The 15,472-nt window shown below is 51.0% G+C and carries 13 protein-coding genes; 10 read left to right on the top strand and 3 right to left on the bottom strand.

Annotated features, from left to right (window positions below; all coding sequences use genetic code 11):
* The first annotated feature begins 151 nt into the window (after positions 1 to 151).
* A complete protein-coding gene (locus tag FC18_RS01945; protein ID WP_054680369.1) occupies positions 152 to 2,017 on the top strand; it encodes a GGDEF domain-containing protein in 1,866 nt (621 codons plus the stop codon).
* Between the two features lie 421 nt (positions 2,018 to 2,438).
* Here the strand turns inward: FC18_RS01945 and FC18_RS01940 are convergent, their stop codons facing one another.
* A complete protein-coding gene (locus FC18_RS01940) occupies positions 2,439 to 4,394 on the bottom strand; it encodes a fructose-specific PTS transporter subunit EIIC (protein WP_054680370.1) in 1,956 nt (651 codons plus the stop codon).
* A 54-nt stretch (positions 4,395 to 4,448) separates the two neighbouring features.
* The gene (gene pfkB, locus FC18_RS01935; RefSeq protein WP_054680372.1) at positions 4,449 to 5,372 is read right to left on the bottom strand and encodes a 1-phosphofructokinase; all 924 of its coding nucleotides are present in this window, start codon (positions 5,370 to 5,372) and stop codon (positions 4,449 to 4,451) included.
* Positions 5,373 to 5,605: 233 nt separating this feature from the next.
* Between pfkB and FC18_RS01930 the strand changes: the two genes are divergently transcribed.
* The 5 genes from FC18_RS01930 to FC18_RS01910 all read left to right on the top strand — a co-directional run bounded on the left by FC18_RS01930 (position 5,606) and on the right by FC18_RS01910 (position 8,485).
* Positions 5,606 to 6,355 carry a MurR/RpiR family transcriptional regulator gene (locus tag FC18_RS01930; protein ID WP_054680374.1) on the top strand — a complete coding sequence of 250 codons (750 nt, stop codon included), beginning with the start codon at positions 5,606 to 5,608 and terminating at the stop codon, positions 6,353 to 6,355.
* Positions 6,356 to 6,372: 17 nt separating this feature from the next.
* Positions 6,373 to 6,903 carry an O-acetyl-ADP-ribose deacetylase gene (locus tag FC18_RS01925; protein WP_054680376.1) on the top strand — a complete coding sequence of 177 codons (531 nt, stop codon included), beginning with the start codon at positions 6,373 to 6,375 and terminating at the stop codon, positions 6,901 to 6,903.
* Positions 6,904 to 7,220: 317 nt separating this feature from the next.
* The gene (locus FC18_RS01920; RefSeq protein ID WP_054680383.1) at positions 7,221 to 7,526 is read left to right on the top strand and encodes a hypothetical protein; all 306 of its coding nucleotides are present in this window, start codon (positions 7,221 to 7,223) and stop codon (positions 7,524 to 7,526) included.
* Entirely contained in the window at positions 7,523 to 7,900 is a 378-nt protein-coding gene (locus FC18_RS01915) for a type II toxin-antitoxin system PemK/MazF family toxin (protein WP_056975363.1), read from the top strand. Before FC18_RS01920 ends, FC18_RS01915 begins: the two co-directional genes overlap by 4 nt.
* Before the next feature lie 303 nt (positions 7,901 to 8,203).
* Positions 8,204 to 8,485 carry a helix-turn-helix domain-containing protein gene (locus FC18_RS01910; protein WP_054680390.1) on the top strand — a complete coding sequence of 94 codons (282 nt, stop codon included), beginning with the start codon at positions 8,204 to 8,206 and terminating at the stop codon, positions 8,483 to 8,485.
* 56 nt (positions 8,486 to 8,541) lie between these two features.
* On the opposite strand, the gene FC18_RS01905 is transcribed toward FC18_RS01910, so the two are convergent.
* Positions 8,542 to 9,999 carry a hypothetical protein gene (locus FC18_RS01905; protein ID WP_054680394.1) on the bottom strand — a complete coding sequence of 486 codons (1,458 nt, stop codon included), beginning with the start codon at positions 9,997 to 9,999 and terminating at the stop codon, positions 8,542 to 8,544.
* A gap of 810 nt (positions 10,000 to 10,809) precedes the next feature.
* Between FC18_RS01905 and FC18_RS01900 the strand changes: the two genes are divergently transcribed.
* The 4 genes from FC18_RS01900 to FC18_RS01885 all read left to right on the top strand — a co-directional run bounded on the left by FC18_RS01900 (position 10,810) and on the right by FC18_RS01885 (position 15,470).
* Positions 10,810 to 12,273: a zinc ribbon domain-containing protein gene (locus tag FC18_RS01900; protein WP_082404183.1), complete on the top strand. Its 1,464-nt coding sequence runs from the start codon at positions 10,810 to 10,812 to the stop codon at positions 12,271 to 12,273.
* Positions 12,274 to 12,300: 27 nt separating this feature from the next.
* Positions 12,301 to 13,269, top strand: coding sequence for a zinc ribbon domain-containing protein (locus tag FC18_RS01895; protein ID WP_054680399.1), 969 nt, complete (start codon positions 12,301 to 12,303; stop codon positions 13,267 to 13,269).
* A 355-nt stretch (positions 13,270 to 13,624) separates the two neighbouring features.
* Complete coding sequence (locus tag FC18_RS01890; RefSeq protein WP_054680401.1) at positions 13,625 to 13,843, top strand: hypothetical protein; 219 nt, start codon at positions 13,625 to 13,627, stop codon at positions 13,841 to 13,843.
* A 364-nt stretch (positions 13,844 to 14,207) separates the two neighbouring features.
* Positions 14,208 to 15,470 (top strand): hypothetical protein, encoded by a 1,263-nt coding sequence (locus tag FC18_RS01885; protein WP_056975362.1) that lies wholly within the window; start codon positions 14,208 to 14,210, stop codon positions 15,468 to 15,470.
* Positions 15,471 to 15,472: the final 2 nt, after the last annotated feature.

The raw sequence follows: 15,472 nt of genomic DNA, 5'->3' as shown, positions 1-15,472 counted from the left end.
TTTATTTCAGAAGAACTTGGTCACGAGTGGCTAACTTGATTATAAAATCTGCCATAATTATTCCAATCCCAAACTTTGCAAATAATAACATGGGATGACAATAAGCTTTATCGTAACGACTTAACTTTTTGGGGGAAAAGGGGAGCCACGAATGACGGATATGCCTGTGACAACGACACCATTACAATTAGAATTATGGCTAGCAGAACTGGTGATTAGTGCGCTCTTCGCCAGTGGGTTTGTCGTGTATTACCGGCAATTGTGGAGCATGGCACAGACGGATAGTGCGCGCCAAACGCAGCGGGCACGGTGGTTGAATGTGGCCATGATTGCCATCACGACCATCCTCGGCTTAAGTTTGCAATCTGTGGCCACGATTTTGGGCGCAGACGCAGTAGGAATGGTATTCGATAACCTTGGCCTCTTCATTTTGGCCTTCCCCCTGCTGGATGAGGGCAGCTCCTTGGTGGCTTATATTGTCCGGGCGGCCGCACTGTTATGGATGTGGACGTTGCATTATTGGACGGCGATTGGCGACTGGAACGTCTACGTATCGCTGATTTTGCTACTCGTGCTCCTGGTTGGGCTGCGATTGTTTGCGGACAAGATTCGCTACAACGTGTGGCGGCACACATTGGCCTTTAGTTTGCTAGCAGCCGTCTTCTGGATTTTTGCCCCATACCGGATTGGCCAAATGACGACGTCGCCGCTACTCATCGCGCAAGCACTCGTGACGTTCGTGGTGATGGCGCTGGTGACTGTTCTGTACTTACGCTACGACAATAATTTGCGGCTCAAAAACGCGGCGATTGCGCAAGAAGCACACTACGACGCGCTGACCAACTCGAAGAACTACGCGGCGTACAAGGAGGATGTGACCGGGATCTTTACCCGCGCCAAGGCGGAAAAGCGGCCGGTGGCGATGGCGGTGCTGGACATTGACCACTTCAAGCAGATTAATGACCATTATGGGCATCTGGCGGGGGATGAAGTGCTGGCCGGCGTGGCGAACACTCTGACGAAGCTGCTCGCGCGGTATCCCGGGGTGCACACGTTGTATCGGACCGGTGGCGAAGAGTTCAACGTCGTATTCCCGGACTGCGGGGTGGCGGACGTGCAGAATATGCTGCTGGAATGCTGGCGCGTGGTGCGCGAAACCCGCTTCACCGCTGCGAACTACGAGGTTCTCGTGACCATTTCAATCGGTCTGGCGGAACTGCAGCCGGACGACCAGAAGTTCGATGACCTGTACGCCCGGGCGGATGCGAGCCTGTACCAGAGTAAGCACTACGGCCGCGACGTGGTGACCGTGATGGGCAAGACAATCGGGGCGGCCCGCAAGCCGCGGACGATTATGACCAGCGCGATTTTCAACCAGAAAATCGTCAATGTGCGCCATGAGCCGTATCGCGTGGTGCACAATGAGGTGCGCCTCGCGCGGTACGACAGCGACCGCGATGAGTGGCTGTTCCCCCGCGAGTTCGAGCTGGCGGTGCCGGAACAGCTTGAATTCATCCGCCGCGCAATCCCGAACACTGAGGTCAAGAAGGTGATGATCAATATCACCTTGGAGCAGTTCGCGGAGCCGAGTGTGCTGCAGCAACTGGTGGACTTCAAGCACGAATGCACCGACTTGCAGGTGCTTGTCGTCGAGCTGATGGGCGTGCCGGACACGGACCTCATGCGCTGGATGGGGCCGCAGTACCGCGCGCACGATTTGCGCCTCGAATTCGATGACATGGATGTGGACTGGCCGCTCGCTGATTTGCGGCCGCAGCTATTGTACCTGGACGGCGTGAAATTCGAGCTCGCTGACCTGCGCGCGGCGTATCCCGACAGCACGGCCCTGGTTGCTCGACTGGATGCGTGGCACCGCTTGGCTGATCCGCTGGCCATCGACATTGTCATCACGGGCATCGAGAACAGTGTGGACGCGAAATATGCGGTTGATGAGTTGCATGCGCATTACCTGCAGGGCTATTTTTACGACCGCCCGGCACTACCGCGGATGGGCTGATTTAAAATTTAACATAACAAATATCAGCAAAACGATTGCGCGAATTGCCTGGTTGATTTATCTTAAAGGGGACGGGATGCCATACGTCCCGGCACTACCCTTTGAACAGTACGCTTACCCAGCGTACAGGTAGACACGGCCTCCAGCTTACCCGCTGGGGGCCGTGTTTTTTACGGCTTAAGACCGATTGCTAGTGTCGGCACCGCGGAGTACGCTGAGGGTGAAAGAATAACTGGTGGAGGCAAACGACATGTTGGGGGACATTGTTTTTGGCGTGGTGTTTACGGCAGTGGCACTATTCGTCGTAGCGGTCGTGGTGGTGCTGGTGATGGCACTGTGGGTGGACCGGAGGAAGAGGTAACGAACATAAAAATCGCACCCGGCAAGCATTGCTTGTCAGGTGCGATTTTCGTTTATGCTATTATTCCTTAAACAAAGTCAGAATCTGCATTGGTGTCTTCGCGGCCTTGAGCTGCTTGATGAAGCTTTGGTGCGTCAGCAACTTGGCGGTGTTACTCAGGTAGTGCAGGTGATCACCATTATCATGTTCTGGAATCAAGAAGCTGATGAGTGTATCAACTGGCTGGTCGTCGAAGGTTTTCCACTCGACGGGCTTTTGCAGCCGAACAACTAACATTGCGGAACGACTGATAGTTGCGTCCTGTGCGTGGGGGATAGCGATACCTTGCTCCATCCCGGTTGATCCTTCAGCTTCACGCTTCTGGTATTTAGCATAAACGGCTTCGGCATCACTGGCGATGCCGTTCTTAACGGCGAGGGCTGCTAGCTGATGCAGCGCGTCGTCGCGGTCAGTGGCGTTGACATCCATAACGATGTTGTCAGAACTAAGAATGTCACCAAGGTTGGTGGTATCTGTGTCTGTTGCGCCAACAGTTGTTGTGGTGGTCTGTGCTTGTGGTGCAATTGCGGCAACGGCTTCGTCACCGGTCAGACCGGCGAGTGAAACTGAGTTCTGGGAAACCCCGTGCTTCTTGGCGGAGTGTCCAGCAATGATGGCGAGCAGTACACCAGAAACAGCGGAACCAATCAGAATGTAGACAACCCAGAGAATTGGGTGGTTGACCAGTGGCAGGATGATGAACCCACCGTGTGGTGCGGGTACCTGAATTTTACTCATGTAGGTTAGAATTGAAGCAACTGCAGAACCAATCATGAAACTAGGAATGTTGAGCAGTGGATTCTTTGCGGCGAACGGAATTGCCCCTTCAGTGATATGCGTGGAACCGAGCAGGAAGTTAACGTAACCGGCACTACGGTCATCCTTAGAGTATGCCTTAGGGTTGAGCAGTACAGCAATCCCGGTGGCGATTGGTGGTGCGATACATGCGGCGGAAACACCAGCCATGAAGAACGCGTTACCTTGGGCAAGCAGGGCCGTCCCGGTGAGGTAGGCCGCCTTGTTGATTGGGCCCCCGAAGTCGGATGCACACATAATCCCAACGATGAGTCCCAGAATGATTGGGTCGGAGTTTTGCATGCCCTTCAGGAAGCTCATCATGCCCGTATTGATGCCAGCCATTGGTTTAGTGATGACCCACATAATCATCCCGGCGATGAATACCCCGAGTACTGGGTAGAGGAAAATCGCTTTGAGTCCACGGAATTCTTTGTCTGGCAGCGGACGGAGTAAGTGCTGAAGCAAAATCACTACGGCACCAGCAACGTAACCACCGACAATCCCGCCGAGGAAACCGGTCCCACCGTTTAGGGCAATCATCCCAACGGCGAACCCGACAACCAGACCACTACGCTTAGCAATGGCTTCAGCGATGAACGCACAGAGAATCGGGACCATCAAATTCATGGTGTAACCACCGATTGTGTTCAGCATCGCGGCGAATGCGTTGTACTGGCCACTCTTCGGGTCAGCTGAGTAGATGCCCCAGAAGAACGAAATCGCGGTAAGCACACCACCAGCAACGACGACCGGCAGCATGTGCGAAACCCCGTTCATCAGGCTGGTGTAAACCAGGTGTCCGAGCCCTTCACCAGAGCTCTTACCCCCAGTGGCTGCCTTGGCCTTGGTATTTGGCTTGTAGATTGGTGCATCCTTGGCCAATGCTTGGTCAATCAGCTTGCCCGGGTCTTTAATCCCGGCAGCGACTGGCACCATAATTACTGGCAGCCCGGCGAAGCGGTCGGCGTCAACGTCAATATCGGCGGCGACGATGACTGCCTTGGCGTTGTCGATTTCCTCTTGGGTAAGTGGATCATCGACACCAGCTTGGCCGTGAGTTTCAACTTTAATCGTGAGGCCCCGCTTCTTGGCCTCTTGTTCCAAAGCCTCCTGGGCCATGTACGTGTGGGCAATCCCAGTCGCACAGCCGGTGGCCGCAATCAAATCATATTTTGCCATAATTGCTACTTCCTTCCGTGAAAAAGTGCGTCGTGACAATGTATTGCTTAAAAATCAAACTACTTTGGTAACTTTGATCTGTGGTAACAGGTCATCCAGATGTGTGAAGTCGGTAACCCAGGCACTGCGGGCGCTGTCACTACCAGCAGCCAAGGCATACTTCAGGTTGGCGACTGGGTCCTTACCGCTAACTAGCCCCGCCACGAAGGTACCGAGCATTGTGTCGCCGGCACCAGCCGTATTCAGCACCTTAATCGATGGCGCATTACCGTGGTAAACATCGGTACTGAGGAAAATCGCACCGGCACCACCACATGAGATGAGCACGTTCTGGGCGCCGCGCTTTTGCAAGTCGCGTCCCAACTCAATCAGCTTGGCTTCGTCGATGTCTGCAGGTAATCCATACCAGCTGGCTAGTTCGGCGTTGTTCGGTTTGATGAGGTATGGGTGGTATTGCAACGCGTTCAGCACGTCAGGATAAGATGTATCGATGACGAACTTGAAGCCTTGAGCCGCAGACATCTGACCGAGCTGACTCAAGATTGCCGGCGTGATTCCCTTGGCAAAGCTACCGGAGATGATAAGTACGTCATCCTGGTCAAGTTTTTCGATATGACGCAGCAGTTCTTGTAAACCACTCGCACTGACGACCGGACCGGGATTGACTTGCTTGAACTCCCGGTTGCCATCACGCACGTGGGTGAATACGTTAATGCGGGTGATGCCACCAGTGTCAATGAAGTCATTTTGAATCCCGGCGGCACTGAGTTGCTGGCTAATATAGGCGAGCGTGAAGCCGCCACCAATTCCCAGCGCGACGTTTGGCACCCCAAGCCTTTGCAGAATGAACGAGACATTGACGCCCTTACCATTCGCTTGGACGTCGTAACTATTGGTGCGGTTGACGACGCCTTCGTCAAGTCGGGGAGTATCGATGAATAAATCTATTGCTGGATTGAGTGTTAATGTATAAATCAAAATGTTAGCCCCCCTGTTTGAGCTAGGTCAGGTTGGTGACAGCTCGTTAAATCTTTCTACCTTTTAAGATTAACGCAGATATTCCTGAAAATGTTTTCGGAATTGACGTAATCGGCCCGATTTTAGCGAAAACCTTTACAAAACTAATTGGCTTAACTAACATTGAGCATAACTAGGACGCGAAATGCCGAATTATCGGTGTTCCGACGTGGCAACGAAAAGAGGCATCCAGAATGGCAAACAAATTTAGTGCTAGCGAACAGTACGTTGTGAACCTGATTAACACGAAACGTGATCAGATTATGCAGATGTCGATTGTAGAATTCGCGGATTTTGCGAACGTTTCAACGGCAACTATTGTCCGAACGATGAAGAAGCTGGGCTATTCAGGTTACACTGATTTTCGGCATTCGCTTAGTGATGCCCATGAGCGGGAGGAACCCGCAGTCTTGCGTGATGCAGACGCGAAGATTCGTAAAGTAATCACGGCAAACCTACACGAAGTTGAGGAAACCATCAACCAACTGGAGATTGGGACGATTGAAGATGGCATTCAGCAGATAGCTAGTGCGCGCATTGTGTATATCTTTGCCCGCGGGCTGTCAGAAATGATTGCGGACGAAATGTCGCTGAAATTGCAGTTAACGGGTAAGTATACGCAGACGTTGCACGATCCGAATATCATCAAAACTCTGGCCAAACGCGTGGAGCCTGACGCTTGCGCAATCTTTGTATCTTTAAATGGTGAAACGCCCGAGTTAGTGGATGCAGCCCACAGCTTGCGTGCCAACGGTGTACCGATTATTACGCTGACTACTAATGGCGATGCGCCGCTTGCTAAATGTACCGACATTTTGCTAGTTGGTCACAAGTCAGAAGAATCGTATTTTCCGGATTACGAAGTGCATTCACGTTTGCCAGTACAGGTGATTGGTCGGATTTTGCTGGATGCATATGTGGTCAGAGGCCAGGAGAGCAAGTAGTAAAAGGGGTTAGGAATATGCAAATTGTTGATCTAACAAACAATATCGTCGAACTCCACGCCCAGCGCGCTGACATCACGCAACTGCGCGTCGACGCCATTGTCAACGCGGCCAACCCGACGCTGCTTGGTGGTGGCGGGGTTGACGGCGCCATTCACCGGGCGGCCGGGCCAGAATTGCTGGCGGCTTGTCGTAAGTTCGGCGGGTGTGAGCGGGGTGAAGCAGTGATTACTCCCGGCTTCGATTTGCCCGCAAAGTACGTGGTACACACACCTGGCCCGATTTGGCGTGGGGGCAATGAGCATGAAGTGGCGGTGCTCGCCCAGTCTTACGCTAACTCCCTGCGCTTGGCGGATGCGGCGCACTGCCAAAGTGTGGCGTTCCCGGCCATCAGCGCGGGCGTGTACCACTTCCCGCTCCAGCTAGCCGCGACCGTGGCGGTGGCGGCGGTGACTGCATACGTGACCACGCATGCGACGGGCATTCGTCAGGTGCTGTTCGTCGATGTGGTGCCGGCGACGGTGACGATGTTTGCCTCAGTACTTTAGTTGAAGCGATGTGCACGCAAAAAGCGGCGATGTCTGGGCACACCGCCGTTTTTGCGTGCAGCTAGGGGTAACTGCACTAGTTAGTTTGGGAGAGGAAAAATATGAAGAAGAAGTTCGCTTGCAGCTACTGGCTGTTTGCTATGGTTATTACTATAGAGGGCAGGTGTGAAGCGAATGCGACGAGGGTTGGTTAATTCGACTACTAATTTTTGAAGAAAGTTTCGGGGCATTTGGTCACTTTTCGCGCAATCTATATATAGGCACATAGATGGCCGTTCATGCCATCAATTGAACTGTGCATTGAGGAGGCCTATATTGTGAGTAATCAAAAAGAGGCGGAAGCAATGGCGGAAAAACGTAAGGGAAAACGCCAGCTGTTGGGGATTCTCACCGCAGACGGCAATGGCAAGACGATTTCAATCAAATTGCCGCAGTCAGCCCAGATTAGTGCTGGGGCCCAAGTTGAGGTGTACCTGGATGCTGACGGGGCTGTAATTCTTAAACCCCAGCCGCAGCGAATCAATATCTGGGACACTGAGTTCGTCCAGAACTATGATTTTGCGCGCGATAAGAAGTTGATTGGCACGCCTGACGACATGGGAAAGACGGGGAAAGAAATTTGACGCAGACTTTCCCTAAGCAAGGCGAAGTACTGATGATTGATGCCGAACCCCATGCGGGAAAGGAATTCGGTGGTCATGACCCACAGTCCGGCAACATTCAGCGACCATTTATCGTCCTATCTAAATCAGGGTACAACAAAAGCACGGGGATGATTATTGGGATGGTAACCACAACGACCGATGATCCAGCCATGTCGGAACTGCTGTATATGCGGGTCCCTGAGCGTGGTGTTGCGGGCAAACTGCATGGACGGGTTGTGCTATGGCAACTACCCAATTTTGACTTTAAGGCAAGACATGCACGTGTTACGGGCAGGGTATCTACAGAAATTTTGCAGGTCTTGTTAGCAAGCTTTAGAGATTTGTTCGAATAGAATTTTCAACGCAAAAAGCGGCGATGTCTGGGCACACCGCCGTTTTTGCGTGCAGCTAGGGGTAACTGCACTAGTTAGTTTGGGAGAGGAAAAATATGAAGAAGAAGTTCGCTTGCAGCTACTGGCTGTTTGCTATGGTTATTACTATAGAGGGCAGGTGTGAAGCGAATGCGACGAGGGTTGGTTAATTCGACTACTAATTTTTGAAGAAAGTTTCGGGGTGTTTGGTTATTAGCGGATATGATGACGATGGCAATCAGAGTGTTGATGTGAACACAGTTGGATGGATTGAAATAGAAGGGGTTGAAGACTATCACTAATATCATTAACAACAATGGCCACTTCGTTACCGCACCGGGTGCGATTATTCAGGCCGAATATGAAGACGAAGGTTACACGATTGCGCAAGTTGCCAATATGATGGGGTTATCCGTGTCAGGCATGCAAGAATTAATTGCTGGTGAACGTCCGTTGACTGATTCCTTAGCGCAAGCCGCAGCAATGCATCTGCGGGTGGATGCTGATGTGTTGATGCGGATTGAACAGAGCTGGCAGGAATATCGTGCGGCAGAAGTTGAACTGTAGACAATAATTCGATACAAAGAGGGCGGCGTTCGCGTGAACGTCGCCCTCTTCGTATCCTACTGCATCGGCTTATCGTGCTTCTTCCGGTGCCGTAGTGCGAGCTGCATCTCGTACTGCTCGGTGGAGAGCTTAGTACTGCCACGGAGTCCCCGTTTGCGGGACATCACTTTGATCACGCGCTTTTGCTTAGTGCGCGCTGGTTGTGGAATCTGACCGCGGTTGAAAGTTCGTGGGTCAACCTGCGTTCCGGCAGTTGCGAGTGCGTGTTCTGCTGCGCTGATTGCAGATGCTAGTTCTGCGGCCGGGCGCCCGACCTCCGCGTAGAGGCGGCAGATTGCCTGAATGGCCTCCAGGGTTGGCAAAGCCTGGCGTTGCCGCAGCTTCTGCGCGAGTGCTTGGAGTTCCGGTTTGTTTGGGGTGCCAGTCACGGACGCGTACACGAGCGTTCGCTTGAGCATTTTGCGCAAACTTTTCATGGTTAATGGCAAATTGCTGCGGCCGTGGAGCCACACGCTGGTCTCGGCGCGCAGACCGACTAGTAGGCATTCTCGCAGCGGCTTTTCCGCCAGCATGGCCGAATACAAATCGTCTAGGACGCCGCCAGCATCACGGGTCAGTCGCACCTTAGGCAGCAGTGCCACCGTGTGTTTGACGGAGTTGCGCAGCGCGGTGAGGTAATCAGCATTTGCGGTCGCAGATTGTGTGCGTTGGTACAGTTCGAATAGTTCATTCAGGTTCAGCATCGTCGTCAGCAGTTGCGCCTGTTCTTTCAGCGGCATTGGCCGGTCGGGGTAGAACGCGTCCTGAACCAGCAGGCAATCCTTGTGCGGGTATTGCAGGAAGTCAGTGGCAGCTAGCGGCGTCAGGGGCTTAGCTGCGGGCTCATTTAGCGCGACGCGGCATTCGTTTTGGCCGCGCAAGTCAAGCACGGCGCCGTTCAGGTACGCCGCCTGGTACCGCACCATGCGGGAGTAGTCGTTAGCAAACAGCGGCAGGTCCGCGGCACGAAAGTCCGTGATTTTCTGCCCGAACACGCTCGGCGCGGTGAAAATACCGGAGTCCATGACGCCGCCGAACTGGATTTCGGGGAAGCGTTCGCCGCGGTCCCACTTGACCAGAATCTGATTCATGTAGATCTGAATCGTGGTGACCTGCCCCTGAATCTCGCGCGCCACTTGTGCGGGGATGCCGGCGTACCGGGCAAAACACGAGCTGCCAAGCAGCAGGTGCCGCCCACGTCGACTGGTTGGCCGCAGTTCGAACTGGTACTTAATGGGGCGCCCGCACTCACAATGGTATTTATGCGCCGCGCCGCCACGGCCGCCATCGATGTCCCACGTCTGGTCGATGTGCACGCCGACCAGATTCCAGTTGGCGTCGAGCCGAAACGCATTGTTCAGCAGTTCACTCTTGATGCGGTACATGGTGTATTTGTCGAAGATTGCGCGCTGCTGCGGGTTGAGGCGCGTCCAGATACGTGCACGCTGGCTGGCGGTTAAGGGGAAGATGTCCATGAGGCGGTCCTTTCGTGAAAAATGTCGGATTTAAGTTTAGCACTGCTGACGGATGCGAACAACCGTTTGTACACAAAAAGCCACCGACGTCTGGGCACATCGGTGGCGAGGGGAGCGTGCAGCTGGGACTACACGTTTGTGAGGAATGGAGAAAATATGAAGAAGTTGATGTTACGCACTAGTAGCGAATGCGGGCAATCTGGGCTTTGCGCCGCACCGACTTGCTATGGTTAATACTATAGCGGCGAAGTGTGAAGGTTGTGTGGCGAAAGCTGGGCGAGTTTGGGGTGATTGGGTTAAGCGGTGGATAAACCCACGAAATGATTCGGCGCACAAAAAACGGCGGTGCTGGGACACCGCCGTTATGCGTGCAGCTGGGACTACACGACTTAGTTGGGAGAAAAATATGAAGAAGATGTTTTTGGAGAAGTTCGCGACAGCTCTGGGAAACTGCCGGTTTGCTATGGTTATTACTATACCGACCAAGTGTGAAGAAGTTGTGGCGCAAACAATAAGATTACGTGACGAGCCATTTTAAGGCATGGTTATCTTCTAGAAATGCTTCCTAAATTAATGAACCAAATCAAGGTTAGTGGTGATAAGTGTTGAACCATTAACCGTTTTCACTAATTGACACGTAACTGTGATATGGGTTTACCGCCTATTTCCTTTACTTCTTAAGAAAAACGTAATATGCTCGTTACGTGAAATTATTCACCAGCTGAACTTATTATTTTAAATGCTAACTTCAATGTTTTGATTTGGCATTTACGCAATAGACGTAGGAATTTTAAGGTGTAGGGGAGAAAGATGAGCGAACAAGCAAAGTTATTTTGTCCTAACTGTGGACATGAAGTGCAGCCAGACAACAAGTTCTGCAAAAACTGTGGCTTCAAAATTGCCGAGTATATCGCTAAGCAAAATGCGAAGAATACCAGCAGCACAGATGCAAAGCCTGAAACAAAAGCACCGGCCACTAAGCCGGTAGCTGCAGCGAAGGCACCAGTTGCTAAGCCAGCACCCGCAGCAACGCGGGTAGGCAAGAGCCACCCGATGAACAAAAAGAAGAAGGCCGGTCTGATTGCAGGGGCCGTCGTCTTGGTTCTGCTGATTGGTGGTTACGTGGCAGGTAAGAAATACTACAGCGCGGAGAACCAACTCGACCGGGCGGTGAAGGCAATCGGCAAGGGTGACGCCAGTTCCTCACTCAGTTACTTGAGTACTAACGACGTGAAACTCAAGCTGGACAAAACGACCATCAAGCCACTGCTGAACTATTACCAAACGCACGCACGGGCACTGAATGATCTTGCGACGACCACCCGCAATGGCGGCGAAGGCACAATGAAGTTCGCGCAGAGCGGCCACCGTCTGCTGGTGTTTCCTGCATACAAGTTCAACGTGTCCGCCGTTTATCCTAAGGTCACCACGAACGAGAAGGGGACCAAGGTAACGGTCAGCAACGCGCCAAGTGCCGGGTTCACCGGGAAGGCTGATGCGCGCGACATCGGGCCACTGGTTCCAGGTAGCTACACCCTGAAGGCAACGGCGAAGATTAGCGGGAAGAAGACCAGCACGAAGATTAAGTCCGACCTGCTGGAAGATGACTCCATCGACCTTTCGTTCCAGACCGTCAGCGTGACGGTTGATGGCTATCCCGGTGCGGAAGTTCGCATCGATGGAACCAAGGTGGGGAACATCGACGAATACGGGCAACTGCAGATTAACAAGTACCCAATCGTTAGCTCCAGTAAGCTGACTGAAGTGTACGATCCTAAGGGGGCTGCAGTTGAATCCCGTGCGGTGAAGCTCGCCGATGGGTATGACAACGGCGAAATTACGCTGGGCTATCCTGGGGTGATTAGTCACGCCAATGCGGATTCCCTGATTTACAACCTGATTAACGACGCTGATTACCTGGCAAACAACGGGGATGACACGGACACCGAAGACCAGATGAAAGACATGTTCGTGAATGGCGCCGACAACGAAGACTACCAGCAGTTCGTGAAGATGGCGGTCGGCTACTACAAGAACGACAACATCGATTCTGTCTCCATGACTTCCGACTTCAAGCACGTCTACCCTAAGGCTAAGGATAAGGCCAAGGTCGTTGCCAACGTTGAGTACGACTTTGACAACGCTGATGCCGACAGCACGCACGTTCAGGTGTTCCAGTACGAAGGTGAAGTCGACAAGGTCGGCACGGACGATTACCGGATTGTTAACTTCAAGATTAGCAAAAAAGTTTCTGACGAGCACCAAGCCTACTAATTGAATAATATAGAAGAGAGATTACCCATGAAAATTTGTCCTAATTGTCAGAGTGAAATGCCCGCAGAAGCAAAGTTTTGCACCAACTGTGGGACCAGCCTGAGCGATGTGCCAACTGAAGCGCAGAGCACAGACACCGAAGAAACCGCAACGACTGAGACTGCTGCCGAAACCACAGCTACCGCAGACGAAACCGAAGCCAAGGCAGCCGATGGTGAGCCAGAAGCAAAACCTGAGGAGAGCAAGCCTGCAGCGGCTGAACAAGCCACTGCGTCTACAGAGCAGCAGACCCAGGCCGCACCGCAGCCAGCGCAGACGAGTGCGACCGCTGAAGCGACGAAGAAGTACGCGACGAACTACTGGGCTTACCTGGTTGACTCACTCAAGCACCCATACACGATGAGTGGCACGTACCACAAGTACTTCGGCTTAACCAGCTTCATCATCGTTGCCCTGTTGATTGCGCTGACCATCATGATGATCGCCAATCACGCGGTTAGCGAAGTGTCTGGTGCTGCAAGTTCCCTGTTCGGTACCGAGCAGATTTCAAGTGCTGGCTCACTTGGCTTCTCCGTCGCAATTCGCATTTTTGTACTGGTATTTGTCATTGAAATCGCGATGGCCTCCGTTGCCTACCTTACCGTGCACGCAATGCTTGGCGACCGGCGCCTGGGTTACCTTGATTTCCTGAACCAGTTTGCCCACTTCAGCAACCTGGCCGTGTTCTTCACGATTATCGGGTTTGTCCTGAGCCTGATTAGCGGCAGCATTGGCAGTGCGGTTATTCTGTACCTGGCTGTAATAGGCAGTCTGGGTATTGAAGGAATTGCACTTGTGGCTTCAGTTTTCAAGGCGGAACCAACGACGCACTTGGATAAAATTTATGCATACATCATTGGCACGTTCATTCTTGGTATTGCGATTAGCATCATCGGCGCGCTGTTCGGTGCAATGCTGATTGGCGAGATTGAGAACGTTGTGGGTAACCTGTTCTAGGCAGGTTTAATTGAATGAAAAAGTGAAGCATTCAGTTTTCGCAATGGCGGAGGCTGAATGCTTTTTTCGTGCCTGATTAATTGATCGCACAAAAAAACGGCGGTGCTGGGACACCGCCGTTAATGCGTGCAGCTGGGACTACACGACTTAGTTGGGAGAAAAGATATGAAGAAGATGTTTTTTAGAGAAGTTCGCGACAGCTCTGGGAAACTGCCGGTTTGCTATGGTTATTACTATACTGGCGAAGTGTGAAGAAGTTGTGTCCTGGAAGTTATGAATTACGTAAGGGCGAAAGTTTTGCGGGTAAATCGTTTCGTGATGTGGTTTGTGGTAGGATCGCGGCGAGGTGATTGCGATGAGTAATGCTGAGCTACTGCACGCGGTTCAGGAGCGCGCGGCACAGATGAGTCAGGATGAGTATGACGAATTGATTTACCAGCTCGCGATGGGTGACTACCGGAAGTTTGTGGCGGCGCTTGTGCATTTGGAGGGTGGCGAGCTGAGGGATGAGGATTATGTGGCGTGGTTTGGGAGCGAGGAAGGGTTGCTGGCGGAAGGGCTGACTACGAAATAATGATTGATCATAGAGATGTAATAAAATGCAGGCAATCTATTGATCATGGGACGAAATCCTGGTTAGTTCATTAACCAATATTTAGCAACGACCAATTGATTAGATTTGAATAGTATAATTGGCCAACTAGACGATGTTCACCGCGTAGATAGATTGATATAAGCTTACTAATTTGTTGGTGCCCATCTATTGAAACTGTTTGATTGAATATGAGTAGGCCGAAACAAAATTCATTAATGAACAAAGAATCGAGGGGATCAAGCATAATCAGTCTTTAGAGATTAGCAAAGAAATTAACCTGATTAATTTTTTTGTATTGACACCTCTCTACAAAATGGGAATACTGATAATAGAGGAAGAAAATATGGATGACAAAGTGATTTTCCCGGGAACATGGTCAGAATCTCTGGTAAAGCGTTGGAAACGGCAATTTCTGGACGCTTTTTTGAAAGACTCAAATGTGCCTTTAACTTTGAGTGAAGGTTGTTGGTCAACCCCAGTAGCTCCGTTGCGCAAACTGTACATAGAAAATCGCGACTCGTTTGTGAAATTAACACAACTTTTCCGTTTGTTTGGTATTGAAGTACATGTTAAGAATGGTCAAGGCTTATTTGGGGATTGGCAATGGAATACAAGCTGGCAGGTGGTTGTATCAGCGAGTGCGGTTCAAAATTGGCAGATTCTTAACGATATGGTGACTCACAGTCCAATTTTGCGCACAATCCCGTTTTTGCGTGAGTTGGTGTCAGAACAAAGATTAGAGGGCTTGGTGATTGATCAGCTCAAATCTTTTAATGCGTTGATGGATGTACAACAGTTGCATAAAGACTTTAGCCGTATGGGTATTGAGATTGAGTACGTTCAGGCCCTTGCCCCTGGGTCAATTTTGTTGACTAATGAAGATAGCAAAAAAAATAAACACATCAACAAAGCCCAAACGCTTGTTGATGTGTTTGGTGAAAAAAACACTTGGCTAATCAATCGCTTTAAGGAGTTTGACATGACCAAGTTAGATGATGTCACTATTGGCAAATTAGGTTTAGTATTCCAAAGTAAGGGGATTGGCCCAGGTAAGATTAACAAGATTCAGCAATTATTGATTCAATCAGGAATGTCAGAGTCAGAAGTTTCGTTTGGTTATACAAAAGAAAAGGATAGTTCATTAGAAAATAATACCCCCTATGTTCTTAGTGTACTTAAGGCTTCAGACTTGGCAAAAGTTACTCCTAGAGGGTTATCTTCTTTGCGTGATGGTCATGTTCGCGGAGCCTGGTTAGTACAGGACGTTTTAAAATATTTTAGCGAAATGGCGACAAATATTCCTGATTGGGAAGTTTACTCATCAATTTTACCAATGGGTAAGAAGTTATACGAATCTATGACTGACAAACATGCACCAAATGTTATGTCCCTTCGGCTTTATGTATTACTTTTGGGTTGCGTCTGGACACTGAAGAAGCGACAACGTGAAAAATTCGAGCCTATAGTTAGCCGTGGTAGTCATTTGGATGAAGTCGGATCGTGGAACTTGGTTGTGAATGATGAATTTAACCAAGACGCAGCAAAAAAAATAATGGCAGATTTTATAATCAAGTTAGCCACTCGTGACCAAGTTCTTCTGAAATAAAA

The sequence above is a fragment of the Lacticaseibacillus sharpeae JCM 1186 = DSM 20505 genome, assembly GCF_001436225.1.
Lineage (GTDB): Bacteria > Bacillota > Bacilli > Lactobacillales > Lactobacillaceae > Lacticaseibacillus > Lacticaseibacillus sharpeae.
This window is presented reverse-complemented; position numbering and strand designations above follow the sequence as displayed.

What these genes read in the sequence shown, in the direction of transcription:
- FC18_RS01945 (WP_054680369.1), top strand. Translation starts at nt 152, where the DNA reads ATGACGGATATGCCTGTGACAACGACACCATTACAATTAGAATTATGG.
- FC18_RS01940 (WP_054680370.1), bottom strand. Translation starts at nt 4,394, where the DNA reads ATGGCAAAATATGATTTGATTGCGGCCACCGGCTGTGCGACTGGGATT.
- FC18_RS01930 (WP_054680374.1), top strand. Translation starts at nt 5,606, where the DNA reads ATGGCAAACAAATTTAGTGCTAGCGAACAGTACGTTGTGAACCTGATT.
- FC18_RS01925 (WP_054680376.1), top strand. Translation starts at nt 6,373, where the DNA reads ATGCAAATTGTTGATCTAACAAACAATATCGTCGAACTCCACGCCCAG.
- FC18_RS01905 (WP_054680394.1), bottom strand. Translation starts at nt 9,999, where the DNA reads ATGGACATCTTCCCCTTAACCGCCAGCCAGCGTGCACGTATCTGGACG.
- FC18_RS01900 (WP_082404183.1), top strand. Translation starts at nt 10,810, where the DNA reads ATGAGCGAACAAGCAAAGTTATTTTGTCCTAACTGTGGACATGAAGTG.
- FC18_RS01895 (WP_054680399.1), top strand. Translation starts at nt 12,301, where the DNA reads ATGAAAATTTGTCCTAATTGTCAGAGTGAAATGCCCGCAGAAGCAAAG.
- FC18_RS01890 (WP_054680401.1), top strand. Translation starts at nt 13,625, where the DNA reads ATGAGTAATGCTGAGCTACTGCACGCGGTTCAGGAGCGCGCGGCACAG.
- FC18_RS01885 (WP_056975362.1), top strand. Translation starts at nt 14,208, where the DNA reads ATGGATGACAAAGTGATTTTCCCGGGAACATGGTCAGAATCTCTGGTA.